The 25942-nt window shown below is 71.0% G+C and carries 26 protein-coding genes, 1 tRNA gene and 1 pseudogene; 13 read left to right on the top strand and 15 right to left on the bottom strand.

Annotated features, from left to right (window positions below):
* The first annotated feature begins 28 nt into the window (after window positions 1-28).
* Window positions 29-1285, top strand: a complete 1257-nt coding sequence (locus Z052_RS04725) for a PGF-CTERM-anchored ABC transporter substrate-binding protein (protein ID WP_241897894.1) — start codon at window positions 29-31, stop codon at window positions 1283-1285.
* Between the two features lie 32 nt (window positions 1286-1317).
* Here Z052_RS04725 and Z052_RS04730 read toward each other — a convergent pair whose 3' ends face one another.
* Window positions 1318-2565, bottom strand: coding sequence for a pyridoxal-phosphate dependent enzyme (locus Z052_RS04730; RefSeq protein ID WP_094520413.1), 1248 nt, complete (start codon window positions 2563-2565; stop codon window positions 1318-1320).
* Between the two features lie 239 nt (window positions 2566-2804).
* Here Z052_RS04730 and Z052_RS04735 point away from each other — a divergent pair, with 239 nt between their 5' ends.
* Complete coding sequence (locus tag Z052_RS04735) at window positions 2805-4127, top strand: NAD(P)/FAD-dependent oxidoreductase (RefSeq protein ID WP_099288861.1); 1323 nt, start codon at window positions 2805-2807, stop codon at window positions 4125-4127.
* Between the two features lie 25 nt (window positions 4128-4152).
* On the opposite strand, the gene Z052_RS04740 is transcribed toward Z052_RS04735, so the two are convergent.
* From Z052_RS04740 to Z052_RS04765, 6 genes are all read right to left on the bottom strand, one after another.
* Complete coding sequence (locus tag Z052_RS04740) at window positions 4153-5331, bottom strand: thiamine pyrophosphate-dependent enzyme (protein WP_094520412.1); 1179 nt, start codon at window positions 5329-5331, stop codon at window positions 4153-4155.
* A 22-nt stretch (window positions 5332-5353) separates the two neighbouring features.
* Window positions 5354-5836: a hypothetical protein gene (locus Z052_RS04745; RefSeq protein WP_086221011.1), complete on the bottom strand. Its 483-nt coding sequence runs from the start codon at window positions 5834-5836 to the stop codon at window positions 5354-5356.
* 179 nt (window positions 5837-6015) lie between these two features.
* On the bottom strand, window positions 6016-7056 hold the full coding sequence (locus tag Z052_RS04750) for an NAD(P)-dependent alcohol dehydrogenase (RefSeq protein ID WP_094520411.1): 1041 nt from the start codon (window positions 7054-7056) through the stop codon (window positions 6016-6018).
* A gap of 165 nt (window positions 7057-7221) precedes the next feature.
* Window positions 7222-8004: a metallophosphoesterase gene (locus Z052_RS04755; protein ID WP_094520410.1), complete on the bottom strand. Its 783-nt coding sequence runs from the start codon at window positions 8002-8004 to the stop codon at window positions 7222-7224.
* Entirely contained in the window at window positions 8001-8780 is a 780-nt protein-coding gene (locus Z052_RS04760; protein WP_049931074.1) for a J domain-containing protein, read from the bottom strand. Before Z052_RS04760 ends, Z052_RS04755 begins: the two co-directional genes overlap by 4 nt.
* A gap of 115 nt (window positions 8781-8895) precedes the next feature.
* Window positions 8896-9153, bottom strand: a complete 258-nt coding sequence (locus Z052_RS04765) for an MTH865 family protein (protein WP_049931076.1) — start codon at window positions 9151-9153, stop codon at window positions 8896-8898.
* Between the two features lie 174 nt (window positions 9154-9327).
* On the opposite strand from Z052_RS04765, the gene Z052_RS04770 reads away from it, so the two are divergent.
* On the top strand, window positions 9328-10386 hold the full coding sequence (locus Z052_RS04770) for a M42 family metallopeptidase (protein WP_089307866.1): 1059 nt from the start codon (window positions 9328-9330) through the stop codon (window positions 10384-10386).
* Between the two features lie 7 nt (window positions 10387-10393).
* On the opposite strand, the gene Z052_RS04775 is transcribed toward Z052_RS04770, so the two are convergent.
* The gene (locus tag Z052_RS04775) at window positions 10394-11695 is read right to left on the bottom strand and encodes an MFS transporter (protein ID WP_049931080.1); all 1302 of its coding nucleotides are present in this window, start codon (window positions 11693-11695) and stop codon (window positions 10394-10396) included.
* A 274-nt stretch (window positions 11696-11969) separates the two neighbouring features.
* On the opposite strand from Z052_RS04775, the gene Z052_RS04780 reads away from it, so the two are divergent.
* Window positions 11970-12854, top strand: a complete 885-nt coding sequence (locus Z052_RS04780) for a substrate-binding domain-containing protein (RefSeq protein WP_094520409.1) — start codon at window positions 11970-11972, stop codon at window positions 12852-12854.
* Window positions 12855-12857: 3 nt separating this feature from the next.
* On the opposite strand, the gene purH is transcribed toward Z052_RS04780, so the two are convergent.
* Window positions 12858-14462 carry a bifunctional phosphoribosylaminoimidazolecarboxamide formyltransferase/IMP cyclohydrolase gene (gene purH / locus Z052_RS04785; RefSeq protein ID WP_049931084.1) on the bottom strand — a complete coding sequence of 535 codons (1605 nt, stop codon included), beginning with the start codon at window positions 14460-14462 and terminating at the stop codon, window positions 12858-12860.
* Window positions 14463-14629: 167 nt separating this feature from the next.
* On the opposite strand from purH, the gene purB reads away from it, so the two are divergent.
* Window positions 14630-16117 (top strand): adenylosuccinate lyase, encoded by a 1488-nt coding sequence (purB, locus tag Z052_RS04790; RefSeq protein WP_094520408.1) that lies wholly within the window; start codon window positions 14630-14632, stop codon window positions 16115-16117.
* A 7-nt stretch (window positions 16118-16124) separates the two neighbouring features.
* On the opposite strand, the gene Z052_RS04795 is transcribed toward purB, so the two are convergent.
* Window positions 16125-16775 carry an SDR family oxidoreductase gene (locus tag Z052_RS04795; protein WP_094520407.1) on the bottom strand — a complete coding sequence of 217 codons (651 nt, stop codon included), beginning with the start codon at window positions 16773-16775 and terminating at the stop codon, window positions 16125-16127.
* Window positions 16776-16865: 90 nt separating this feature from the next.
* Between Z052_RS04795 and Z052_RS04800 the strand changes: the two genes are divergently transcribed.
* The 6 genes from Z052_RS04800 to Z052_RS04825 all read left to right on the top strand — a co-directional run bounded on the left by Z052_RS04800 (window position 16866) and on the right by Z052_RS04825 (window position 20873).
* Window positions 16866-17219 (top strand): zinc ribbon domain-containing protein, encoded by a 354-nt coding sequence (locus tag Z052_RS04800; protein ID WP_049931089.1) that lies wholly within the window; start codon window positions 16866-16868, stop codon window positions 17217-17219.
* 75 nt (window positions 17220-17294) lie between these two features.
* Window positions 17295-17474, top strand: coding sequence for a hypothetical protein (locus Z052_RS04805; protein WP_049931091.1), 180 nt, complete (start codon window positions 17295-17297; stop codon window positions 17472-17474).
* Window positions 17475-17503: 29 nt separating this feature from the next.
* The gene (locus tag Z052_RS04810; protein WP_089307868.1) at window positions 17504-17800 is read left to right on the top strand and encodes a hypothetical protein; all 297 of its coding nucleotides are present in this window, start codon (window positions 17504-17506) and stop codon (window positions 17798-17800) included.
* A 42-nt stretch (window positions 17801-17842) separates the two neighbouring features.
* Complete coding sequence (locus Z052_RS04815; RefSeq protein ID WP_094520406.1) at window positions 17843-18511, top strand: hypothetical protein; 669 nt, start codon at window positions 17843-17845, stop codon at window positions 18509-18511.
* Window positions 18512-19189: a metal-dependent hydrolase gene (locus tag Z052_RS04820; protein ID WP_094520405.1), complete on the top strand. Its 678-nt coding sequence runs from the start codon at window positions 18512-18514 to the stop codon at window positions 19187-19189. It abuts the gene before it with no gap.
* Between the two features lie 85 nt (window positions 19190-19274).
* Entirely contained in the window at window positions 19275-20873 is a 1599-nt protein-coding gene (locus tag Z052_RS04825; protein ID WP_049931097.1) for an NAD(P)/FAD-dependent oxidoreductase, read from the top strand.
* A gap of 21 nt (window positions 20874-20894) precedes the next feature.
* Here the strand turns inward: Z052_RS04825 and Z052_RS04830 are convergent, their stop codons facing one another.
* Window positions 20895-21428, bottom strand: coding sequence for a PAS domain-containing protein (locus Z052_RS04830; RefSeq protein ID WP_099288862.1), 534 nt, complete (start codon window positions 21426-21428; stop codon window positions 20895-20897).
* Between the two features lie 147 nt (window positions 21429-21575).
* Between Z052_RS04830 and Z052_RS04835 the strand changes: the two genes are divergently transcribed.
* Both Z052_RS04835 and Z052_RS04840 read left to right on the top strand, forming a co-directional pair.
* Complete coding sequence (locus Z052_RS04835; RefSeq protein ID WP_099288863.1) at window positions 21576-23096, top strand: matrixin family metalloprotease; 1521 nt, start codon at window positions 21576-21578, stop codon at window positions 23094-23096.
* A 144-nt stretch (window positions 23097-23240) separates the two neighbouring features.
* Complete coding sequence (locus tag Z052_RS04840; RefSeq protein ID WP_094520403.1) at window positions 23241-23954, top strand: hypothetical protein; 714 nt, start codon at window positions 23241-23243, stop codon at window positions 23952-23954.
* Window positions 23955-24008: 54 nt separating this feature from the next.
* Here the strand turns inward: Z052_RS04840 and Z052_RS20880 are convergent, their stop codons facing one another.
* The 4 genes and pseudogenes from Z052_RS20880 to Z052_RS04855 form a co-directional block, all read right to left on the bottom strand.
* Window positions 24009-24446: a hypothetical protein gene (locus Z052_RS20880; protein ID WP_241897896.1), complete on the bottom strand. Its 438-nt coding sequence runs from the start codon at window positions 24444-24446 to the stop codon at window positions 24009-24011.
* A 33-nt stretch (window positions 24447-24479) separates the two neighbouring features.
* Window positions 24480-24707 (bottom strand): annotated as a pseudogene (locus Z052_RS20885) (HNH endonuclease); the annotation flags it as partial.
* A 221-nt stretch (window positions 24708-24928) separates the two neighbouring features.
* Window positions 24929-25000 (bottom strand) — tRNA-Ala (locus Z052_RS04850).
* An 80-nt stretch (window positions 25001-25080) separates the two neighbouring features.
* Window positions 25081-25629, bottom strand: coding sequence for an SRPBCC family protein (locus Z052_RS04855; RefSeq protein WP_094520401.1), 549 nt, complete (start codon window positions 25627-25629; stop codon window positions 25081-25083).
* Window positions 25630-25942 lie beyond the last annotated feature (313 nt).

Genomic DNA, 25942 nt, shown 5'->3' on the forward strand with positions numbered 1-25942 from the left:
TTCGATGTGAAATAGCTTCGCAATTGCGATGGCCGCGTTGGTGGCGACCGCCCTGATCGGCGGCGTCGCCGGGACCGCCGCGGGCGCACAGCCGACAATAGCGACGGACAGACCGAGCGCGAGCGCGCAGTTGACCGGGGGCGCGCAACCGGCTGCGGGCGCGCAATCGGCTGCGGGCACACAGCCGGCGGTCGGGTCCGCGGCCGGGGCGGGGGCCGCCCCCGCACAGACCGACGGCGCCTGCGGCTTCCCGCTCAATGCGACCGACGCGACCGGGACCACGATAACGCTGGAGGAGCGTCCCGAGCGGATCACGACGCTCAACCCGTCGGCCGCGCAGACGCTGTGGGAGCTCGGCGAACAGGACCGCGTCGTCGGCGTGAGCCGGTTCGCGCTCTACCTCGACGGCGCCGAGGAGCGTGCGAACGTCTCGGCCGAGTTCGGCGCGAGCGTCGAGCGCGTCGTCGACACCGAGCCCGACCTCGTGCTGGCGCCGAACTCCTCGGCCGCCGACGTGGGGCCGCTCCGCGAGCAGGGGCTCAAAGTGTACCACTTCCCGGCCGCGACCTCGATCGACGACATCGCCGAGAAGACGGAGACGATCGGTCGGCTCGTCGGCGCGTGCGACGCCGCGAGCGAGACGAACGAGGAGATGTACGACGCGGTCGACGCCGCGGAGAACCGGACCGCCGGCGTCGACCGCCCGGCCGCGCTCTACCCGCTCGGCGGCGGCTACGTCGCCGCGAACAACACCTTCATCGACGCGATCATGAACGTCGGGGGCGCCGACAACGTCGCCGCGGAGTACGAGGCGTACCCGCAGCTCTCCGACGAGGTGATCCTCCAGACGGACCCCGAGCTAATCCTGGTCACCGACCCCGAGGCCGCGATCTTGGCGGAGGAGCCGTACGCCAGCACGACCGCTGGCGTCGAGGAGAACTACGTCGTGATGAACGTGGACTACCTCAACCAGCCCGCGCCGCGCAGCGTGATCCGGTCGACGACGACGCTGTCGAACGCGGTGGTCGAGCTACAGGAGGAGGGCAGCGAGTCGACGGACGGCACCGAGAGCGGCGAGTCGTCGGACGACGGCTCCTCCGACGGCGACTCGTCCGGGAGCGATGATACGTCGGACGGCGGCGACTCCTCGACCGACGGCATGAACGGAAACGAGACGGACGCGGGCGGCAGCGACGGCGACACGGGCGCGGAGGTCCCCGGATTTGGTGTCGTCGCGGCCGCGATCGCGCTGCTCGCCACTGGCCTGCTCGCGCGGCGCGATTGAATCGAATCGGTCGCTGACCGCCGGTTCCGTTTCTAAATCCCTTGTCCCATCAGGTGGCTGCGGAGGACGTCGGGCGTCTTCAGCCCGGCGTCGCTGTTGAGGAGCACGACGGTCTCGTCGCCGTCGAAGAAGCCCTCCTCGGCGAGCGCCCACGCGCCGGCGGGGGCCGCGCCGCCCGTCGCGCCCATCTCGACGACCTCGTTCTGCGCCACGGCGACCGCGCTCGCGAGGATGTCGTCGTCGTCGACGCCGACCGCGGTCCCGCCGCTCTCGGTGACCGCCTCGACTGCCGCGGCGCCGCCCGCGGGGTCCGGAATCTCCAGTTCGCCGCAGATTGTGTCGGGCGTCGACCACGGTTCGGGCTCGTCGAGGCCGCGCTCGACGGCGGCCGCGATCGGCGCGCAGCCGGACGCCTGCGCGGCGACGACCTTCGGGGTGTCATCGACCGCGCCGATCCGGGCCAGCTCGGCGAACCCCTTGTTGACGCCGGCAACGACCTCGCCGGATCCGGTCGGGACGACGACCACGTCGGGGGTGTCACCGAGGTCGGCGACGAGCTCGAACGCGATCGTCTTCGCGCCCTCGTGGCGGTACGGCGTGGCGAACTCGCCGAGGTCGGTGTAGTCGGTCGCGAGCTGCTCGTCGACCGCGTCGGCCGCGTCGGGGAAGCGCCCGCCGACGACACGCATCTCGCCGCCGTGGACGTTCGTCATCGACTTGTTCGAGAAGGCGCACCGCGAGGGGACGAACGCGTACGACCGCAGGTCCGCCTGGCCCGCGTACGCCGCCATCGATTGCCCGGCGTTCCCCGGGCTCGCGCAGACGAGCGGCTCCACGTCGCCGCCGGCGGCGGCCCGGGCCGCCACCGCGGTCGTCGCGAGCGAGAGGCCGCGGTCGAGGACGGTCCCCGTCGGGTTGCGCCCCTCGTCTTTGACGTACACCGCGTCGACGTCGAGCTCGTCCGCGAGCCGGTCGGTGGCCACGAGCGGCGTCCCGCCCTCCCCCGCGGTGAGCGCGCCGTCGGCCGGGAACGGGAGCAGGGCGTCGAAGCGCCAGTGGCCGCGCGCGGTCGCGGGCGCGGTCCGCGCGTCGCCGCTCGCGCCGCGGGCCGCCGGGTCGAAGAGGTCGTCGGGGTCGACGGCGTCGTAGTCGTAGACCGGGTCGAGTCCGCGCGCCCGCTCGTCGTCGTCGATGGCCGCCGCGTCGGCGGTCTCGTGGACGCGTCCCGACGCCCGACTCTCCAGCCCGCGAAACGCCGGCGTGGTCTCGAAGTCTGCCATACCGAACCTTGCGGCGGCGGCGACTAATCGCTTCGCACTCGGGTGCGGATGACCGTCTCGACGAGACCCCGAACCGCGGTGGCGCGAGGCGCTGTGCGGTCGCCGTCGGGCGGGGCTTCGGAGTGGACTGTGTCGATCAGCGATTTATCAGAAGCAACGCGGCCGAGCGGCTGTGGCTTCGCCAATCGAATCGCCTCGACCCGCCGCCGCTTATAAACCCGCGACCCGATACAGCACATATGAACGGAAACGCCACGGTCGTCGGCGGCGGGCTCGCGGGGCTCGTCGCGGCGACCCGACTCGCGGAGGCGGGCGCGGACGTGACGCTGTACGAGCGACGCCCCGAGGTCGGCGGGCGCGTGCGGACGGAGACGGTCGACGGGTTCACCGTCGACCGCGGCTTCCAAGTCCTCTTCTCGAGCTACCCCGCCGTCGAGCGCGAACTGGGCGCCGACGGGCTCGACGACCTCGACCTCCGGACGTTCGCGCCCGGTGCGACGATCTGCCGGCCGGGCTCGCGCTCGACGCTCGGCGACCCCCTCCGCGACCCGCTGTCCGCGATTCCCTCGCTTTTGAACGACGAGGTCTCCTTCTCCGACAAGCTCCGGACGCTCGCGCTGCGGTACGACCTCGGAAACCGCGACGAGGGCGAGTTCTTCGCCGGGCGCGACGCCCCGATCCGCGAGTACCTCCGCGACTGGGGGTTCGCCGACGACTACGTCGAGAACTTCGTCGAGCCGTTCTACGGCGGGATCACCTTAGACCGGAGCCTCTCGACCTCGAAGCACGTTTTCGAGTACACGTTCCGCGCGATGGGCCGTGGGTCGATCGGCGTCCCCGCCGAGGGGATGGCCGCGCTCCCCGCCGCGCTCGCCGACCGCGCCCGCGAGGCGGGCGTCGATATCGAGACCGGCGGGGACGTGGAGGCGGTCCGGATCGCCGGAGGGGGCCGGATTCCCTTCCGAACCGGAGCCGCCGACGCGGACGGTGCGACCGTGGAACTCGCGGACGGTACGACGCGCGAGACGGACGCGGTCGTCGTCGCGACCTCGCCGCCGGAGGCCCGGCGGCTCACCGGCGTCAAGTCGGTCCCGACCGAGGGCGTGCCGAACGTGACCGGGTGGTTCGCGCTCCCCGCGGGCGAGTCGTTCGAGACGGGCGGCCGGATCCTCCTCAACGCAGCCGACGAGTCGCCGAACGCGGTGGTCCCGATGTCGGAGGTCGCGCCCGAGTACGCGCCCGGCGACCGCGCGCTCCTCGCGGCGACGTTCCTCGGGCAGGAGTCGCTCGACCGCGACGAGCGCGACCTCCGCGACGACGTTCGGGACGCGCTGGACGCGTGGTTCCCCGACCGCGACTTTGGCGGCTTGGAAACCCTCGACGTCCATCGGATCCGGTTCGCGCAGTTCGCGCAGCCGCCGGGTGTCCACGCCGACCTCCCGAAGCCGGACGACCCCGAGGGCCCGGTCGTCCTCGCCGGCGACTACACGGAGTGGTCGTCGATCCAAGGCGCCCTAGAGAGCGGCCGGAAGGCGGCGAACGCGGCGGGCGGGCACCTGTAGCCGGCCCGGTCGCCTCGCGGCCCCCTCACTCCTCTCGCAGGAACGCCTCCTCGCCGCGTTCCGCGACGGCCGCGAGCAGGTCGTCGCGCTGACGGCGGGTCTCGGGCGAGAGCCCGGCGAACGCGTGGTCGAACATCGCGGCGGGGTCGGCCTCAACCGACTCCGCCGCGTCGATCGCTGCGGCGACGACGTCGTCCGCCTCCTCGCGGATCGCCGCGACGCCATCGTCGTCGATGCGATCCGTCTCACGGAGGAACGTCTCCATGCGGTCGAGCGGGTCGAGCGCGCGCCACGGGTCAACGTCGTCGGCGTCGCGATAGGCCGTCGGGTCGTCGGCGGTCGTGTGGGCGCCGAACCGGTACTCGACGAACTCGATGAGGACCGGACGCGGGTCGTCCGCGGTGCCGTTGCCGCCCACCTCGTCGCCGCCGTCGCCGTCACCGCCGCGTCGGGCACGCTCGGCAGCCTCCCGCGTGACCGCGTAGCTGGCGAGCGGGTCCATGCCGTCGGCGCGGACGCCGTCGAAACCGTACGCGGTCGCCTTCCCGGCGAAGGTGTCGCTCGCGGTCTGTTTCCCCCTCGGGACCGAGATTGCCCACCCGTTGTTGTGACAGCAGAATACCGTCGGCGTGTCGAAGACGCCGGCGAAGTTCATCGCCTCGTGGAAGTCGCCCTCGCTGGTCGCGCCGTCGCCGAAGTGGCAGGCGACGACGCGGTCCTCGTCGCGGTGGGCGAACGCCCACGCGGCCCCGACCGCGTGCGGGAGGTGGGCCGCGATGCCGATGTTCAGTGGGAAGACATTGCCGTCGGCGATCGCTTCCGTCCCGGCCTCGTGGCCCATCCAGTAGGGGAGGTACTCGGAGAGGAGGTCGCGGACGACGGCCGCGCCGTGCTCCCGGTACTGGTAGCTTATCAGGTCGCGGTCCGCGAGCGCGTGCGTCGACCCGACGGCCGACCCCTCTTGGCCCGCGCAGGGCGCGTACGTCCCGATCCGGCCCTGTCGCTGGAGGCTGACGGCGCGCTCGTCGAACCGACGCGTGACGACCAGATCGCGGTAGATAGCGCGAAACCGCTCGTCCGAGAGGTCCGGCACCGTCGCGTCGGGCAGGGGACTCCCGTCCGGCCCGAGCACGCGATAGACGTCTTCGTCGGCGAGCGGATCGGTCGCGCCGTCGCCGGCGTCGTCGACGCCGTTCTCGTCCATGCGCAACGAGTGTGTGCCGCAGTCACAAGGAGTTAGCGGTCGCGGCGGCCGCCGACGCCCGCCGGCTCCGTCGCCGGAGGTACGTGATCGGGAGCCCGACGAGGACGCCGGCGACGGCGACCGCGCCGAGTACGAACCCGACCAGCAGCCGCACGGGCCCGGCGGCGAGCATCTCGAGTCCCCAGATGACCACGAACCACGCCGTCCAGAGCGCGCCGGTGAGGAGCGCGGTGAGCAGCCCGAAGGCGGCCCCACGGAGATACGTGGGCGCGTCCGGCCGCTCGACGAGGGCCCACCAGACGAGCGTCCCGACGACGAGCGCCGGGGTCGCGAGGAGCGGCATCCCGGCCGCGGGCGGGAGACCGACCACGTCGGCGAACAGGCCGAGCACGTCGGCGAGCAGCGACGCAGTGAGGGCGGCGCAGCCGAGCGCGTACACGCCGGCGTAGAGCGACCACCACCGAGCGGCGGTGAAGCGGGAATCGGCGGGGAGGGCAGTTTTCATGTCGTATTTCCCCGGGCGCCGGGCTAAATGTCTTCCCGTTGTCCGGTCGCCGGTCACCGGACCGTGGTCGTCACCTCGAACGGGTACGCCCCGCTTTCGCTCGGGGCCTGTCCCGAGACGTCCCACGGGACGAAGAACAGGCCGCGGGCCGCGACGCGGTCCGGCTGTCGGAGCCGGTTTCAGGGCGTGATCACGGCACGGCCGTCGATCTCGCGGTGTTCGAGCTTCTCGGCGACCGCGTTGATCTCGCCGAGGTCGTACCGGCTGGTGTGGAGGTCGACATCTCCCTGCTCGACGAGCGCGACGAGCTCCTGAAGCTCCGCGTACCGCCCGACGATGTTGCCGACGAAGGAGAACTCGCCGTTCACCAGCGCCTGCGACGGCTCGTGGACGTGCCCGCCGTAGCCGATGACGTGGTGGTCGCCGCCGCCGGCGGTGATGTCCGGCGCGTAGGCGGTCGTCACGTCCTCGCCGACGAAGTCGAGCACCTGCGCGGCGCCCGTGCCGTCGGTGATCCCCGCTATCTCGGCCGCCACCTCGGCCTCGCTCGGGTTCACCAGGTGGTCCGCGCCGTAACTGTTCGCCAGGTTCAGCGCCGACTCCTTCAGGTCGACGGCGGTGATCTTTGCCGCGCTCATCGCGTTCAGGCACTGGAGCCCGATGTGACCGAGCCCGCCGACGCCGATGACGACGGCGTGGTCGCCGGGGTTCAGCTCCGCGACCGCCTTCTTGGCCGCGTGGTACGCGGTGATGCCGGCGTCCGCGTGCGGCGCGATATCGATCGGTTCGACCCCGCTCGGCAGCGGGATGACCGCTCGTTCGCTGGTGTGGAGATACTCGGCGAAGCCGCCGTCGTGAGTCAGCCCGTTGAACGCGCTGTTCTCGCAGTGCATCGTCTCGCCGAGCCGGCAGGGGCGACAGGTCCCGCAGGTCTGTACCGGGTGGCAGATCACCGGGTCGCCGGCGGAGACGATCTCGACGTCCTCGCCCGTTTCGACGACCGTCCCCGCGTTCTCGTGGCCCAGCGTCAGCGGCAGTTCCTGCGGGACGTACTCGGCCCACATCCCCTCGATGATGTGGTTGTCCGTCTGGCACCAGCCCGCGCCCTCGACCTCGACGACGACGTCGTCCGGCCCCGTCGCCGTCGGCCGGTCGACCTCGTCGATGGTGAGCCCCTCGCGCATGTCGTCGGTGTACTCGTGGAGTCTGGCTGCTTCCATGTGGGAACGGTTCGCACCGCGTAAATCATAAACGTTCGTTATAGTCTCTCGCCCGACGAGAGAGCGAGGAGATCCACGTCGCCGGCGGTGGGGTTCACCCGTGACACCCTCGGCGAGGCGCTCCCGTGTTTGTCCGGTGCTGTACGCACGGCGGGGCAGAAGCGCTCACAACAGCCGGCGGAACTCGCCGAGCGGCGGGAACCGGAGGGCCTCTCCCGCGTCGCCCGCATCCGCACCGCGGCCCGAGCCCTCCGACGGGGAGTCGACCACGACCGGCGCGAGGCGGTCCGCGTCAGTCACGAGCGGGGAGTCGAACGCGTCGGTCCGCATGTCGTTGACCGCCACGCCCGGCGCGAGGCGGGTGAACGCGGGCAACACGAGGAGGTCGCCCCCGCGGTACGTTCCGGGGCCGCGGAGGAAGCAGGGCCGGCGGTCGCCCTCGATCTCGATCGTCGGGTGGACGTGGCCGATCACGTAGCGGTCGGCGTCGGTCGAGGGCGACTCGTGCCCGTGACAGACGACCGTTCTCGCGACGTGCGTGGCGTCGGCGTCCCGGTCGCCGCTCTCGCTCAGAACGAGCTCCTCGCGGGCCCGCCCGTCCCAGCGGCTCGGCAGGGCGGTGTCGTGGTTGCCGGCGACGAGTTCGAGGGCGGCGCCGCGCGTCTCGCATGCGTCGCGGAGGGCGTTCAGTGTGCCGAGGGTCCTGTCCGTGACTCGGTCGAAGGTGTGGACCACGTCGCCGGCGACGGCCACGGTTCCGGGATCGAACCGGTCGAGGAGGGTTCCGAGCCGGTCGGTGAGGTCCGCGCGCTCGCCGAGCGGGAGCGAGACGGCGGACGCCTCGCCGCGGCCAACGTGGAGGTCGGCGACGACGAGGGCGTCGGCTCCCGGGAGGTAGACAGCGCGGTCCGCGAACGTCGGCCCCGACTCGTGAGCGCGGTCGCTCACCGCCCGTACCCGGACGAGCGCTCGCGGCGACGGCCCGCGTCGCGGTCCGCGTCGCCGCCGCCCGGGCTCGGTCCGCCGTCCGCGTGGTTGCGGGCGGTCGCGTACGCCTCGCGGACACGGCGGAACGACTCCTCGTCACCGCCCTGGTCCGGGTGCGTCTCCTTGACGCGCTCGCGGTACGCGCCCTTCACCGCGTCGACGTCGGCGTCGCGGTCGAGGCCGAGCTCGTCGAACGCGTCGCCGACGGGGTCCGCGCGGCCGGCGCGGCCGCGAGCGGTCGAGCGCCCGGCGGCCCGGTCGGCGCCGAATCGCCCGCCGAAGCCGCCGGCGCCGGACCGGCCGCCGTCCGAACCGGACGAGTCGTCGGTCGCCCAGTCGGGCTCGTCCACGTCGAACGGGAGCCGGCGACCGAGCCCGCGGCCGGGCATCTCGTGTTCACAGAGGACGGTGTAGACGCCTTCGCCCTCCAGCCGGAAGTAGTCGTGCGCGTCGAAGGTGATCGCGACCCCGCGGTCCGGGAGGTAGAAGGGGACCGACACGCCGTCGAACGCGCGGTCCTCGTCAAAGCGCTCGCCGGCGGCGTTCAGGTACGTCCGGATCTCGCGGCGGCGGCGGTCGTCGCCGGCGGCGCCGCGGCCGCCGGTCGACGCGGCGGGTGCCGGGACGAACCGGTCCCCGAGGTAGAACGCGAAGGCGACCACGGCGGTGGCGACCCCGCCGAGACCGACTCCCCAGAGGACCCACCGCGGCACCAGGCTCGTGAACTCGGCGAACACACCCGCCGTAGCGGCTCCGCGGTAATCAACCTCCCGCCGCCGGTCGGCGGCGACGCTCGGCGGTGACAGTCGGCGGCGGATCGCGAGGAGAAACGCGGTGAGGCGGTCGACCGACTCAGAGCATCCCTTTCGCGTCGAGCCCGTCGATGATGTCGTCGACGAGCGACTCGGCGTCGTCGTAGGGGAACTCCTGTTCGCTGCCGAGCTTCGCCGCCATCTCCATCGCGGTGAAGCTCACGTCGCCGGCCTCGAACTTCGTCGCCGGACCGTCCGGGAGGGCCGGGACGAGGTCCATCTGGTTCTCGACGGGGAAGTCTGCGCCGCCGAAGGCGTCCATGAACTGTTCGCGAAGTTCCGCTTTCACGTCGCTCATACACACGACATCCCGAGAGCGACCGCAAAAGGGTTGCGGAACAACGATAAACGTATTTAGGGTTGTCGGATGCGCGCTCGCCGACGCGGCGGGGTCGACCGGTGGAGCGGTCCCGAAGGCCGACGGTCGTGCCGGATCCTGCGGACCTTTGTCGCTGGCGCGTCAGGTGGGCGCATGGCGCGCGAGTTCGACTTCGACTTCGACCTGCTCCGAGAGCTGACCGAGGCCCGCGGCGTCCCGGGCTACGAGGACGACGTGCGCGACATCGTCCGCCGCGAGTTCGCCGACAGCGCCGACCGCGTCCGGACCGACGCGATGGGAAACGTCGTCGGGACGATCGAAGGCGACTCGGATTACTCGGTCGCGGTCGCGGCCCACATGGACGAGATCGGCTTCATGGTCCGGCACGTCACCGACGAGGGGTTCGTCCAAGTCGACCCCCTCGGCGGGTTCGACGCCCGCGTCCTGCGCGCACAGCGCGTCACCGTCCACGGCGACGAGGACCTGACGGGCGTCATCGGCTCCGTCCCGCCGCACACGCTCACGGAGGAGCAGCGGGAGAAGGACGACGAGGTGAAGGACGTGTTCATCGACCTCGGTCGCGACGCGGAGGCGGTCGAGGAGTCGGTGAGCGTCGGCGACCTCGTCACCCTCGACCAGACCACGACGCGTATGGGCGACCGAGTCACCGGGAAGGCGCTCGACGACCGGATCTGCGTGTTCGCGATGCTGGAGGCCGCCCGCCGGATCGACGACCCGGCCGTGACGATCCACTTCGCGGCGACCGTCCAGGAGGAGGTCGGGCTCCGGGGTGCGAAGGCGCTCGGCGTCGACATTGACCCGGACCTCGCCGTCGCTCTCGACGTCACCGTCGCCAACGACGTGCCGCAGGTGGGCGACCCGGCCGACGCCGTCACCGACCTCGGCGAGGGGACAGCGGTGAAGCTGAAAGACTCCTCGGTGATCGCCAGCCCGAAGGTCCACAGCCGACTCACGGAGGTCGCCGAGGACGAGGGGATCGACCACCAGCACGAGGTGTTGCCCGCGGGCGGCACCGACACCGCGGGGTTCCAGAACACGGCGGGCGCGAAGCCCGTGGGCGCGATATCGATCCCGACGCGGTACCTCCACACCGTCACCGAGACGGCCGACGGCGGCGACGTGGAGGCGACGGTCGACCTGCTGACGGCCTTCTTGGAGTCCGAGACGGGCGATCACGACTACACGCTCTGAGGCGAAGTTAGTCGTCGCCGGGCGCGGCCGGACCCGGATCTCGGGCCGCGCGGTGCGCCCCGCGCGCCTGCCACGCGAACCCGGTGGTCGCGAACGCGATGAAGCCGGCCGCGAGCAGGAACCCGGTCTCGGTGGTCGTCCAGTCCATCGTGGTCCCGACGAGCACCGGCCCGACGACCTGTCCGACCTTCCACGAGACGGAACGGAGGCTCATCGCGCTCGCGACGGAGTCGTACGCCTCGCCCTCGTCGACGAACAGCGACATGCTCGCCGGCAGCCGGATCGAGTCGGCGACCCCGAGCAGCGAGTAGGCGGCGAACAGCGCGAAGAAGGCCCCGCCGAGCGTCTGGGAGTCGCCGAGGTACGAGACGGTGACCGGCGCGACGGTCCCGTCGAAGTACGCCGCGAGGGGGATGATCGCCGTGCCGACCCCGTACAGGAGCGCGCCGACCGCGACGAACAGGTAGGTGCGGTCGTAGCGGTCGGTGAGGTCCCCGACGAACCCCTGCGTGAGCGCCTTCGTCGCCTTCCCGCCCGCCATGATCCAGCCGATGGCGAACGCGGAGATGCCGAACGTCGTCCGGGCGTAGATCGGGAGGAAGATGATCACCGCCATCTTGCCGACGCTGAACGTGAACCGGAAGAAGACGAGCGCGCGCAGCATCGGGAGGCCGAGCAGCGACCGGAACGTCTCGACCCCGCCGGCGTCCTCGGGGTCCTTCCGGCCGCCGGGGTTGTCGCGCAGGAACGCGAACACCAGCACGAACGCGGCGAGCGTGACGGCGGTCAACACGACGTACGTCTCGGAGAAGCCGTAGGCGTACAGGAGGTAGCCGCCGACCAGGTCGCCCGCGAGCGACGAGAAAGAGGCGAACTGGTTGTACGAGCCGAGCCAGCGACCCTGCTCGTCGTCAGGGCTGATCTCGCCGATCACCGTCGCGCCCGTGATCCAGAGGACGCTCGCGCCGAGCCCCTGGACCATCCGCACGAGGATGATGTGAACGGAGCTGTCAACCAGCGCGAAGCCGACGAAGACGCCGACGTTGATTAGGAAGCCGCCGAGCAGCCACCGCTTCGCGTTGCCGGTGTCCACCCACCGGCCCAAGGGGAGGACGATGACGAGCTGGACGACGGCGAACGCGGTGCCGAACAGCCCCTCGATGAACCCCGTGGTCCCGAACAGGTCGGCGTACAGCGCGAGGGCGATGAGGATCGTCGAGTACGCCTGACTGCGGGCGAACGCGGTCCCGGCGAGCGCCGCGAACTCGCGGTCTCCGAGCAGCCGTACCGAGTTGCCGAACTGCGCCACGGTGGTCTCCGTCCGGAGATAACGAGACTGGGAGAGAAAAGCGGCGCAGATCCGGCGGTCCGCGTGGGGTTATCGTTTCAAAATTTCGATACGAAAGGCGGGCGCGGCCGGTGTCCTCTCCGCCGGGACGCCCGTCCGACCCGATCGGCATCGCGGGCCGCACACGGTACAACGACAGGGTCGCGCGGTGCCGACCCGGGGCGCGCAGGTTCTCAGACTGTAACAACGTCCGGTTGCTTAATACGAAAGCGTAGATGAATTCGACTACATTCGTATGCGTCGTCGACAGTACGTGCGGGCGCTCGGTCTCGGCGGTGTCGCCTCGCTGGCGGGCTGTGCGGAGCAGACCGAGGAGCCCGCCGCCCGCCGCGGCTCGGTGACGCTCGCCACCGCCACCACGGCGTACGACAGCGGGCTGCTCCCCGTGCTGAACCGCGGGTACGCAGACCGGTTCGGAGCGTCCGTGGAAGCGGTCGTGCGCGGGACCGGCGCGTCGCTCCGCACCGCCCGCGACGGGGACTGCGACGTGGTGCTCGTCCACGCCCGGCCGCTCGAGGACGAGTTCATCGCCGAGGGGCACGGGATCAACCGGCGCAGGGTGATGGTCAACGACTTCCTGCTCGTCGGCCCGCCCGACGACCCGGCGGGTGCCGCCGGAAGCGACCCGCTGGCGGCGTTTCGGGCGATCGCCGAGACGGAGGCGACGTTCCTGTCGCGGGGCGACCGGTCGGGGACGCACATCCGCGAGCTCCGGATCTGGGACGAGGCGGGGCTCAGTCCCGGTGGCGAGTGGTACCGCGAGACCGGTCAAGGGATGGGCGAGACGCTGACCACCGCCCGGCAGTCGGGCGCGTACACCCTCGTCGACCGCGGCACTTTCCTCGCCGTCGGCGACGACGGCGTCCTGGCGCGGCACGTCGAGTCCGGAATCGACGACCCGCCGCCGCTGCTGCGGAACGAGTACGCCGTCATCCCGGTCAACCCCGCTCGGCACGACGTGGCGTACGCGCGGGCCATGTCCTACGTCGGCTACCTCACCGGCCCCGGACAGTCGCGGATCGAGGAGTTCCGGGTCGACGGGGAGCGGGCGTTCCGTCGGTTCGCCCGCTCGCCCGACCCCGAGTTCGAGCAGTACGTCCCGAGCGACTGGGAGGGGTGACCCCTAATCGTGCCGGAAGCAGCGCGACCCGGTGAACGCCATCGCCATGTCGCGCTCGTCGGCGGCGGCGATCACGTCCTCGTCGTTGACGGAGCCGCCGGGCTGGATGACGGCCTCGATGCCCGCGTCGGCCGCCTCCTCGACCGCGTCCGGGAACGGGAAGAACGCGTCCGAGGCCATCACGGCGCCATCGGCGGACTTCCCCTCCGCGTCCTTCTCGGCCTTCATCGCCGCGAGCGTCACGGCGTCGACCCGGGACACCTGCCCCATGCCGACGCCCACCGTCTCGGTGCCCGTCGCGAAAAGGATCCCGTTCGATTTCACGTGTTTCAGCGTCTTCCAGGCGAACAGCATCGTCTCGACCTGCTCGTCGGTCGGCTCGCGCTCGGTGACGACCTCCAGGTCGGCGGCGGTCGGCGACTGCCGGTCGCGCTCCTGGACGAGGCGGCCGCCGACGACCGGCTTCTCCGTGAACCGCTCCGAGAAGCGGTCGTCGCCCGCGCCGAGCGGACCCACGTCGAGGACGCGGAGGTTCTTCTTCTCCCGGAGCACGTCGAGCGCGCTGTCGGTGTAGCCGGGCGCGACAACGACCTCCTTGAACGAGTCGGCGACCGCCGTGGCGGTGTCGGCGTCGCACTCGCGGTTCAGCGCGACGATGCCGCCGAACGCGGACTTCGCGTCCGTGCGAAGCGCGCGATCGTACGCGTCCGCGAGGTCCGACCCGACCGCGCAGCCCGCGGGGTTGGTGTGTTTGATCACCGCGGCCGCGGGCTCGTCGAACTCCTTGACGAGGTTCAGCGCGGCGTCGGCGTCGTTGTAGTTGTTGTACCCCATTCCCTTCGCGCCGGGGTTCAGCTGGGCGGCGTCGACGACGCTCGCCTCCTCGCAGCCGTCGTCGACGTACAGCGCGGCGTCCTGGTGGGGGTTCTCGCCGTACCGCAGCGTGGCGGTGCGCTCCTCGGAGACGAAGCGTCGCTCCGGGAAGTCGCCGCCCACGTCGCCCGCGACCGTGACGCGCTCCGGGCTCCCCTCGTCGTCCCGCTCGACGGTCACGCGGTCCTCGGCGAACCAGCGGACCGCCCGCGGGTACGCCGCGAACTCGGCCTCGCGGAGGACGCGCGCCTTCAGCGAGTCGGCGTCGTCGTCCTCGTACACCGGGATCGGTTCCTGGGTGACGACCGGCCCGGCGTCGACTTCCTCGGTGACGACGTGGACCGTACAGCCGGTCGTCCGGACGCCCGCGTCCAACACCTGCTCGTGGGCGTCGGTGCCGGGGAACGACGGTAGCAGCGAGGGGTGGACGTTCAGCGTCGTCGGGACGGCGTCGAGGAACTCGTCGGTGAGCACGCGCATGTAGCCGTCCAGGCAGACGAGGTCGACGTCGTAGTCGGAGAGGCGCTCGACGACCCGACGCTCGTGCGACTCGCGCGATTCGCCTTCCTCGCGCTCGACGACCTCGGTCGGAATCCGGCGCTCGGTCGCGGCCTCCAGCACCGGCGCCTGCTCGCGGTTCGTCAGGACGACCGACAGCTCCGCGCCGCCGGGCGCGGCGTCGGCGATGTGTCTGAGGTTCCGTCCCCGGTTGCTCGCGAGTCCCGCGATCTTCATACGCGAACGTCCGACCGATGGGGTATATCGATTGCGGTCCGCGCCGCTGTTGTATCCACATCTGCGGATCGGAACGGGCGTCTCGTGCGACCCGACGGCGGTTCGGATCCACGTCCGTGCGTCACCCTATCGACACGCTTTTGCTGGCGCCGCGGGCAGTCGCGGACATGACCGACAACTCCGAACCGACGGCGGACGACGCCATCGCGGGGCTGTCCCGGGCGGACCCGCTCGCGGCCGTCTCGCCGCTCGACGGCCGCTACGCAGACCGGACGGCGCCGCTGTCCCCGTACGCGAGCGAGGCCGCGCTGATGCGCGCCCGGACCCGCGTCGAGGTCGAGTACCTGCTCGGGCTGGGCGCGCTCGACGCGACGCCGATCCCCTTCGACGAGGCGACCGCGGCGGCGCTCCGCGAGGTGTACGAGGCGTTCGACGCCGAGGACGCGCGGCTGGTCAAGGCCCTCGAGACCGAGGGGGCCGCGGGGTACGACGCGACCAACCACGACGTGAAGGCGGTCGAGTACTTCCTCCGCGTCCGGCTGGCGGACATCGCGGAAGGCCCCGACGCGCCGCTCGACGACGCGGAGTCGCTGTACCCGTGGATCCACTTCGGGCTCACCAGCGAGGACGTGAACAACCTCGCGCAGCGCCTCCTGCTCAAGCCCGCGGTGAGCGAGGTGATCGTCCCCGCGGTCCGCGAGGTTCGCGACGCCTTAGTCGAGCTGGCACACGAGTACCGCGACGCGCCGATGCTGGCGCGCACCCACGGCCAGCCGGCGACGCCGACCACGTTCGGCAAGGAGATGGCGGTGTACGCCGCGCGGCTCGGCCGCGCGCTCGGCCGGATCGTCGTCGCGAACGAGGACCTCTCCGGGAAGCTCGCGGGCGCCTCGGGCACCTACGCGGCCCACCGCGCCGCCTACCCCGAGGTGGACTGGCGGGCGTTCTCCGCGTCGTTCGTGCGCGGCCTCGACCTCGAACACACCGCGCTCGCGACGCAGGTGAACCCCTGCGACGACCTCGCTGCGCTGTTCGACGCGCTGCGGGGCGTCAACAACGTCCTCCTCGATCTGGACCTCGACGCGTGGCTCTACGTCTCCGACCGATACCTCGGGCAGGAGGCCGTCGAGGGCGAGACGGGGTCGTCGACGATGCCTCACAAGGTGAACCCGATCGACTTCGAGAACAGCGAGGGGAACCTCTCGGTGGCGAACTCGGACCTGACGTTCCTCGCCGACTACGTGACGAGCTCGCGGCTTCAGCGCGACCTCTCCGACTCGACGGTCAAACGCAACGTCGGCGCCGCGCTGGCACACTGCCTGATCGGCTACTCGAAGGCCGCGGACGGGCTCGCGACGGTCGTCCCGAACGAGACCGTCATGCGCGAGGAGCTCGACGCGACCCCCGAGGTGATCGGCGAGGCCGTCCAGACGATCCTGCGCCGCGAGGGCGACACCGAGGCCTACGAGCGCGTGAAGGCGCTCTCGCGCGGCCGGTCGGTGACGCTCGACGACTTCCGGGAGCTGTTCGCGGACCTCGACGTCGACGACGAGGTCCGCGCGGAACTGGCGGCGCTGACGCCCGCCGGCTACACCGGGCTCGCCGACGAGCTCGTCGACGGGGTCGGCGACGCGGGCGGGTCGACGAACGAGTAGCGACGCTTCAGCGCTTGCGAACGTCGATCTCTCGCATCGCGATCCCCTCGTGGTCGACGAGGCGGCGATACTCCGCGGCGAGGGCTGTCGCGTCGATCGCTGTCGGTCCGGCGTCGGGACGGACGGGGGAGCCGATCCGGACGTACGTGACGGACACGTCGTCGAGGGCCGCGTCCAGCGAGAGCGCGAGCCCCCGGGCGGCCGGCGCGACCGCTCCCCACTCGACTTGCGCCGTCACGGGCGGCTCCGCGAACGTCGTCCCGCTGAAGAGAACGGTCCCCTCGGTCTCGCGGAGGTCCGGCAGCGCCGCGCGGACGCACGCCATCGACCCGGCGACGCGCACGTCGAAGAGTTCGCGGAGCCGGTCAGCGCTCGCGTCGTCGACCGGGTTCCCGCCGCCGCCCGACGCGTTCAAGACGAGCACCTCCGCGGGACCGAGCTCGTCGCGAACGCGTTCGAGCGCCGCCTCAACGGCAGCGTCGTCGGTCACGTCGGTCGGGATCGCGACGGCGTCCCCGCCGAGGTCCGCAGCGAGCGTGCGCACGTACTCCTCGGAGCGCGCCAGCAGCGCGACCGCGAACCCGTCGTCGTGGAAGCGCCGCGCGACGGCGGCCCCGATTGTCGGGCCGACGCCCGCGATCACGGCGACTCGCGTCATACCTGATCGGGGCGGCCGGCAATCATATACGTTGGGTTGCGGCGGGTGAGGGCACAAGGCGTTTACCGCTCGCTCGCGGATCCGGGCCCGATGCCCTCCGAAACCGACGACGAGACGTACTCGATATTCGGCGACGACGAACTGATCGAGAACGAGGCCGATGACGAGCGCGAAAACCGGCGAAACGACTCCGGCGGCCGCGGCGACGGGTCCGGGCCCGACGACCGCCGCGACTCGCTCGGCGGGAGCGGCGAGGACGGCTGCCCGAAGTGCGGCGGCACAGAGACGGAGACCGACGAGATCGCCACCAGCGGGACGGGACTCACCAAGATGTTCGACGTCCAGAACCGGAGCTTCGTGGTCGTCTCCTGTGCGAACTGCGGCTACTCCGAGCTGTACAAGGGCCAGTCGTCGGGCAACGCGATCGACTTCTTCCTCGGGTAGGCCGCGGGGTGACGACGGACGGCCCGAACCCCCGCCGAGCGATCGACTTTTCTCGGGAGCGCAACCAGCCGCGGTATGGTCTCCGTCCGACCGCTCGCGTCCCTCCCGGTCGTCGCCGCCCCCGCCCGGTACCCGTACGCCCGGCGGTTCGGCGAGGTGAACGGTGACCCGGTGCTCTGGACGATCGACGCCGCGCCCGAGGCCGCCCTCGCGACCGCGCTCGGGATCGTCGGCCTGCTCGCGGTCTCCACCTGACGAACCTGATCGCGGACGGCGCCCGGCTGGTGGCCGTCGCGCTGCTCGGCGTCGAGGCCGGGACGGACGCCGGCGCCGCGAGCGACGGCGACCGCGTCACGGTCGACCGGGGAACGGAGACGCGCGGCGCCGCCGACCGCGAGCGCGATGTCCCGGTGCGCGACGCCAGGGAACAGGCCGACGCGGGCGAGACCGCCGACGCGGGAGCGAACAGCGAGGCGGACGGGCCGGACGCCGACGACTTCGAGTTCGGCGATGACCTCGCCGATCCGCACGCGGGCGATACGGGAGGCGACGCCGACGGCCGTCGGGACGGGCGCGACTGACCCGCCCGGAGCGCTTATTCGCCTCCGAGCGTCAGGACGGACATGGCTCCGACGCTCGTGAGCGCGGCCGTGGGGGCGCTGCTCGCGGCCGCGCTGCTGGGCGACGCGTTCGATCGGCGCGCGGTCGCGGTCGTCGTCGCCGCCGCGGTCCTCCCCGGCCTCGACGCCGCCGCGAGCCTCGCCGTCCCCGGCGCGACGAACGCCCTCCTCCACGCCGTCTGGACGCCGCTTCTCGCCGGCGGATTGCTCTACTGGGACGGGGAACTGCGCTCGGCGTCGGCCCTCCGCGAGCAGGGCGGCCCCCGAGCGGTTCGGGTCGCGTGGGTCGCGCTCGCGTCGTTCGTCGTCGCCGGAGTCGGCGCGGCGCTGTTCGCGGGCGAGGGCGCGGCGCTCCTCTACCCGCTGGAGGACGCGCGCTACCTCGTCCGCGGTCGATTGGTGTTCTCGACTCAGGAGGGGGTCGTCCAGACGTTCCTGACCCCGGGCGCGACGGGGGCGGGGATCCTGCCGATCGAGCGCGTCGGCGGGGCGGTCGCCGACCCGGTCTCCTCGTGGATCAACCCCGACGGGCGACCGGGGTTCGATCCGGGTGCCGACCGCGAGTTCCGGTTCGTCGAGGCGGGGTGGCAGTTAGTCGTCGTCGCCGCCGCGGCCGCGACGCTCGCCGTCCGGTTCCGGTTCCGCGGCGAAGGCGCGGGGGTGAGCCGCTGAATGCCCTCGACAGTCGTCCACGCCGGGTTCGCGCTGCTGCTCGCGGCGGGACTGCTCGGGGCCTACTACGACCGGCGTGCGCTCGCGGTCCTGCTCGTCGTACTTGTCCTGCCGGAGGCGGACAGCTTCCTCGGGCCGATCATGCCCGGCGCGCACCGCACGGTCGGGCACAACTTCGTCTTCCCCGCGGTCGTGGCGCTGGCGCTGTACGTCGACACGCGGGTCCGGGAGCGGTCGTGGCTCCGGAACCGGCTCTCGCCGCGGTGGATCGCGGTCGCGTGGGTCGCGCTGTGCGTCCACGCGTTCGCGCACGTCGCGATCGACTGGACCCACCTCGACGGGGTGAACGCGTTTTGGCCGCTCCGCGACCGGTTCTTCCAGCTGGACGGCAAGGCGGTCTACTCGACGGCCGACGGGTTTGTCCAGACGTTCGTCGACGTGCGGGTCGACCCCGAAAGCGGGTCGCGGACCGTCGACGCGGGCGCGGGCGGCACCAGCGAGTCCGTCCACGTCAACAACCCAGTCCAGCCGCGCGACCCGGACGTCGACGTCGAGGAGCCTGTCGACCGGCGCTTCCCGATCGCGAACAGCGGGTGGCGGCTCTACCTGATCGGGCTCGGGCTGTTCGCGCTCGTCGCCCGGCGGTTCCAAGGCGACGGCGTCGCGGACGACGCCTGACGGCCCCCCGAGATCCGGGGGACTGCGGCGCCCCTAACATGGTATGACCGCAGGGTAAACGGTCCCGGACGCGTAGCGAGACGTAATGACACCCCAACCGGACGCGGACCTATTGGAGGCGACCGAGCCGCTGGCCGGGGAGTCGATCGCCGTCGTCGGCGCCGGCTTCGGCGGGCTCTCGACGGCCTCGTACCTCGCCGACGCCGGGGCGGATGTGACGGTGTTCGAGCGCAACGAGCACCCCGGCGGGTACGCCGGGCGGATCGAGCGCGACGGGTTCCGTATCGACACCGGCCCGTCGTGGTACCTCATGCCGGAGGTGTTCGACCGGTTCTTCGAACACTTCGGGCGATCGACGGACGACTACTACGACCTGGTCGAGCTCGACCCGCTGTACGAGGTGATCTGGAAGGACGGCGACCGCGCGTCGATGCCGGCCGACCGCGAGGGACAGAAGGCGCTGTTCGAGTCGTACGAGTCCGGCGCGGGCGACGTGCTCGACGACTACCTCGCCGACGCCGCGGAGGCGTACGAGCTCGGGATGGACCGGTTCGTCTACCCGAGCCGGTCGCGGCTGCGCGACATGGTCGACGCCGACGTGCTCCGGTCCGGGCGGGCGCTGCCGAAGCTCCGCGAGATGGACGACTACGTCGGCGACTACTTCGACAGCGAGAAGCTCCGCCAGATCGCGGAGTACAAGCTGGTGTTCCTCGGGGGGTCGCCGTACAACACGCCCGCGATCTACACGCTGATGAGCCACGTCGACATGAACCTCGGCGTCTACCATCCGACCGGCGGGATCGCGAGCGTCGTCGACGCGATGGCCGACCTCGCGCGCGACCTCGGGGTCACGATCCGGACGAACGAGCCGGTGACCGCGATCGAGCCGTCGGTGCCGGCGGCGACGCCGACGTTCACCGTGGAGACGGAGCGACGCGCGATGGGCGAGTCCACCGCGGCGGCGCGGTCGGCGCGCTTCGACCGCGTCGTGGCGAACGCGCCGCCGCCGCACGTCGAGCGCGACCTCCTCCCGAGCGGGACGGTCGACCGCGAGTCGTACTGGGAGTCGCGGACGTACGCGCCTTCCGCGTACCTCTCGTACATCGGCGTCGAGGGGGACGTTGACCTCGACCACCACACGCTGGTGTTCCCGACCGACTGGCGGCCGCACTTCGACGACATCTTCGACGAGCCGGCGTGGCCCGACGACCCCGCATACTACGTCCACGTCCCGTCGAAGACGGACCCCGAGGCGGCGCCCGACGGGCACGAGGCCGTCTTCCTGCTCGTCCCGCTGGCGGCCGGGTTGGAGGACGACCCCGAGACGCGCGAGCGGTTCCGCGACCTGGTGTTCGACGACCTCGCCGAACACGCCGGCGTCGACTTCCGCGAGCGGATCGTCTTCGAGGAGACCGCCTGCGTCTCCGACTTCCGGCAGCGGTTCAACGCACCCCGTGGCACGGCGCTGGCGCTGTCGCACACCCTCGAACAGACGGGGCCGCTCCGCCCCGCCCACCGCGCCCCCGGCGTCGACGGCCTCTACTACGTCGGCGCGTACACCAACCCCGGCATCGGGATGCCGATGTGCCTGCTCAGCGGCGAACACGCCGCCGAGGCGGTCGTCGAGGACGCGACCGGCGGGGGCGTGCTCCCGTCCGTCGTCCCCACGTCGACGCTGCGGTGAGGGGCGCGTTCGGGGGCGATTTTACTCGACGCCCGCGTCCGGCCCGTCGATCGGCTCCGGCTCTTGGACCGCGACCCAGTGCGTGACGGTCCCCGCGTCCCCGAACAGCGGCCGCAGCGTGACGCGGTTCGCGAAGGGAGTACCGTCCCGGCGACGGTTGCGGAGTTCGACGGTGACCGCGGACCACGTCGACAGCGCCTCGCGGAAGTCCGCGCGGGGGTCGGCGGCGGCGTCCGGATCCTGAAACAGCCGGGGGTTCCGACCGCGGAGCTCGTCGAGCCCGTAGCCGGTCCACTCGCGGAACCAGCGGTTGACGTAGACGATCGGCGTGTCGCGGTACGCCGAGCCGGTGAGCGTGAGGCCGAGGGGGAGGTCGTCGAGCGCGCGGACGCGGTCGACGAACAGCGCCTCGCGCTCCCGCTCGGCGGGGGCGTCCGAGTGCGTCGGGAGCGTCACGCCGTCGAGGTCGTACTCGTCGGTCAGCGCAGAGAGGCGTGTCCGGAAGGCCCCGCGGTCGGCGTCGATCGCCGCGAGCACGTCGCTTCGAAGCGTCACGTGTGCGGTTAGGCGCGGACGGACAAGCGCGTGTCGTTCCGTGAGATGGGGAGCACGGAACCGACCGGACGCCGGTCGCGACCGCCGAGCGGGGCGGGTGAGTGGAACGAACGTTATGTGCGTCCGGGTCGGAGGCTGTGATCACTGATGCGTGAGACCACCGCCGTCCTCGCGGTCGCGCTGCTCGTCGCGCTCGCCGGCTGCGGCGGGCTCGGCGGGGAGCTGGCCGGCCCCCCCGGAGACCCGTCACCGTCGATCGAGTCCGTCTCCGCCCCGGAGTCGCTCGGCCACGACGAGCGGGCGACGGTCGCGGCGACCGCGCGGTGGGAGGGGCTCGCGGGCGACGGCGGATCCGCGGGCGAGGGGGGTTCGGCCGCGGGACTCGACCCGGTTCGGGTGACGGTCCGGGTCGGTGACGCGACGTTGGTCGCCGAGAACCGGTCCGTCCCGGCGAACGGGACGCTGACGGTGACGGCCGGCGTCGACGGCGCGGCGCTCGACCCGGGCGAGTACGACCTGACGGTGACCGTCGGCGGGGCGACGGCGACCCGCTCGATTGTCGTCGGAGAGGCCCGCGCGGCGACGTTCGCGGTCTCCGCGATCGACGCCCCCGACAGCGTCGAGTACGGCGGAGACCTCTCGGTGGCGGCGACGGTGAGGAACGTCGGCGACCGGGCCGGGACCCAGACGGTCCGGATCCGGTACGGCGCGGGAGCGAGCGCGAACCGGACGGTCGCGCTCGACGGCGGCGCGGAGCGCCGAGTGTCTGTCACGTTCGCGGACGTGCGACGCGACGGCGGCGCCCACCCGCTGGTCGTGACCACCGCGAACCGGACGCGGGAGCGCGCGGTCGCGCTGTCGCACCCGAGCCCGTACGGGGAGACGACGCTCGGCCTCTACGTCGACGACGCGGCGGTCGACCGGAACGTCTCCGGCGTCGCGGTGGCCGCGACGGGGTACTGGGAGCGGAACGACGAGCGCTACCTCGGCTATCCCGTCGCCTACGAGCGGGTGAGCGACGAGTCGCGGGCGGACGTCGTTCTCCGGTTCGACCGCGTGGAGCGCTGCGGCGTCGAGGGCAACGACACGCGGTACTTCGGCTGCGCGGACCTGCTCGTCGACGAGCCGCGGACGCCGATGACCGCGACCGTCGATCCCCGGGTCTCCGACGCGGACATGAACGCGACGATCATCCACGAGCTCGGCCACGTTCAGGGGCTCGAACACGGCGAGGAGCCGGCCGGGCTGATGAACGCGACGAGCACGCTCGCGACGCATCGGCCCTTGAAAATCCACTTGCGCGACGACGACGGCGCGGTCACGGGGCCCGTCGAGGACGAGGTGGCCGCGGCGCTCGACTACTTCGCGGGCCGCGAGGATATCGTCGGAAGCGACCGGTTCGCGTGGGAGTTCGTTGACAGCGCGCGCGACGCCCACGTCCAGATCACCTACGACGAGCGCGGGGAGGTCTGTATCACGGACGGAGGCGGCTCCTGTACGGTCGACGGCGAGTACTACGGGCAACAGGACGTGCGGCTGGAGGAGCTAGACGAGGAGGTCGTCGCGTGGCACGTCGGGTGGTCGTCCGCGCCGGCCCTGCTGGAGGAGGTGCCGCCGGAGCTTTCTCGCGAGACGGACCGGCGGGAGCGGGAGGCGTGGCCGGAGTAGGGCCGGGCGAGCGAGTGTGCTCTCGACGCGGGGATCGAGGAGACCGACCGCCTCATCGACTAGATCCTCTGCGACTGCTACGACCTGACGAACGAGGAGAGCAGGGCCGTGGAGGCGGCGGTCGCGGAGTAGGGACGGGAACCGGTGATAACGTCTTTTCACCCCGTTTCCGTACCGGAGCGCGCGGCACGGCTCACGACGAGATACATCGGGGCGGAGCGATCCTCGAACGCGACCGACGCGGCCGCCGATCCCGACGGCCAGCGGTCCGAGTCCGCGACCTATCCCGGGCTCCTGACCGCGCGGACCGCGGGCGGCACCTGCCACCTCGCGCCGGGGTACCACGGCGAGGCGACGACGCTGCCGGACCGTGCGCTCGGCCCCGTCAACGGCGTGGTCGTCGAGGAGGCGGGAACGCGCTACGAGAGCCTGCTGCTCGACGACCGCCGGCGGCAGGCGCAGTACGGCGCGCTCTTGGACGCGAACCTCGACGGCGACCGCGTGCCCGCCTTCGCCGTCGACGTTCCGCCCGAGGGCGGTCGGAAAGGGTACGGGGAGGGCGTCGACGCGGTCACCGAACTCGTGACGGGGACGGCGGCGTTGGCGGCGCTCGGCGTCGTCGGCGTCGCGCTCGGCGCGGCGGTCGCGGCGCTCCTCTGGCTCCCGCTCGCGATGGCGGTGTGCCTCCACGTCCGTCCGCCGAGCGCGGTGCGGCGGCCCGACCGAATCGGCGCGTGCTGCCGCGGGGTCGTCGCCCGCGGCCAACTGCTGAAGCCTACTCGCTGGCGGCGGGCCAAAGAGGCCCGCGAGCCGGACATCGACGCGCCCGAACCGGACGCCTCGTGGTTCAAGCGATGAGCGACCTGCCGCGAAACTTCTCCGTCCGGGAGACCGTCGCCGTCCTCACGGCTTTCAATTAATCCGATTGCTTTCTGTAGTCCCCGTTATCCGTGTGCCGAGAGTAATTAGCAAAGGTCCGAACAGACCGAACAGAACCGTGGGAATTGCGATAAGAGCTTCAAGCCAGTGAGCGTCTGTCATAATCCTACCTAATCTCTCAATGAATGTCGGATCTTGGCCGGAAACGTACCAAGCGAGGATCCCGAACACGAGGAGATACGACTTGAAGACAACAGATTGGAAACGAAGGCCGAGGATCCCACCAGTAGTTCCGAGTACGAGCAGCACAATAGGTGTGAGAAGCCAGTGTATACTTCCCGCAATGGATGATGCTTCACTCAAAATGTAGAAATAACCATAGCCAGCAGCGAGCGGAGCTATCAGGTGCTTAATTACAACGAAGAAGAAAAACGGTAAAATTGTGTATACACGAGACAAGTAGTTATTCACTATATCCTGTTGGTCGTTCTGAGTTGTATCCCGTGTGATGTCGTGCTTGTGTTGACTATTATGACAGTTAACGCAGAGCGTCTGAAGATTATCTAACGAATCAGAACCACCCTCAGATCGTGGCGTAAGGTGATGCGCGTGGAGTTCAGTATCTCCGGAGGACCCACCCCGGGCACCACATTGTTGGCAGGTATAATTGTCACGTGAATAAACTTTTCTGCGCCTCCCGTCCCAATCATCAGGGTAGCTCGAAGCCGCCATATAGCGGTTTTATCTTTCTGATCCGCCGTATGAATATTATTCAAACTTGCTGATATTTAGAATGGCAAATCAGGAGAAGTCACCGCTCGTTACAGGTCTACGTCGCTCGCAGCGTTTCTCGCGGGGCAAAAATACGGACTCGCGGGGGTCCCGCGAGCGAGCACAGCGAGCGAGTGGGACCACACGAGGGAATGACTAAGCGAACGAAGTGAGGAAAAGGATGGACTCGCGGGGATTTGAACCCCGGGCCTTCCCCGTGCCAGGGGGATGATCTACCACTGATCTACGAGCCCTCGAACGCATTCGTTCGTTCCGCGGTGAATATCTTAAGGGCTTCGAATCGCGGACCGACCGGACCGCGCGCCGCCCACGCTCAGATCCGGTTGGAGTCGACGTACACGTCGAGGTCCACGTCGCGTCGCGATCCCTCCAAGTCGCGGACGGCGCGCTCGACGACGCGCTCGGCCTCGCTTCGGATCAGCGGGATCGCCTTCTTCAACACCCAGTCGAACGAGACGAGCCGCGGCAGGTCGAGTGCGTCCGGGCTGGCGGAGCCGGGGTCGAACTCGACTTCGAGCGCGACCTCGCAGGGCGCGTCGTCAGTCTCCTCGGCGGCCGCTTCGCCCCCGTCGGTCGACGTCGGCGTCACCCGCCAGCAGCCACCGGCGTCGATGTCCTTCGTTATCTCCCAGTCGATCCGCTCGGGCGGCTCGACGCCGGTCACCTCGGAGCGGGCGGTGTAGGAGATCTTCCACCACGCGAACGTGAGCGCGTACCGGGTGCCGGGGCCGCCGTCGCCGGTAACCGTTTCGACCTCTCGGAGGTACTCGGAGTAGTTCGCGTACTGCGGGAAGTCGAGCAGGAACGCGTACACGTCTTCGGGGTCGGCGTACACCTCCGTGCTCACGACGAGTTTGTCCACGTACGTGGGTTCGCGTGACGCTTATTAAACGGTCCGGCGACCGAACTCGACCGACGGCTCTGGGGTGATTCCCGTCACAGTCGCGGCCGATTGCGGAGTGACGGCGAACACCGTCGAAGCCCCAGCCGCGAGGACTCGCGCGGCTCGCTGTGCGCTTCAGTCGCTCGCTTCGCTCGCTCCTCCCAGTGCTTGCGTCGCCGTGCTTCGTCCTCGCGGCTGCCCCCTCGAGCCCCGCCCCGCACGGCACCGCTCCACACACCTCCCCGGCCTCGTCGCGCTCCTCGCGCCCCCCTCGGGCGCTCGGAGGCGCGCG

This window comes from Halorubrum sp. C191 (assembly GCF_002727095.1).
GTDB lineage: Archaea > Halobacteriota > Halobacteria > Halobacteriales > Haloferacaceae > Halorubrum > Halorubrum ezzemoulense.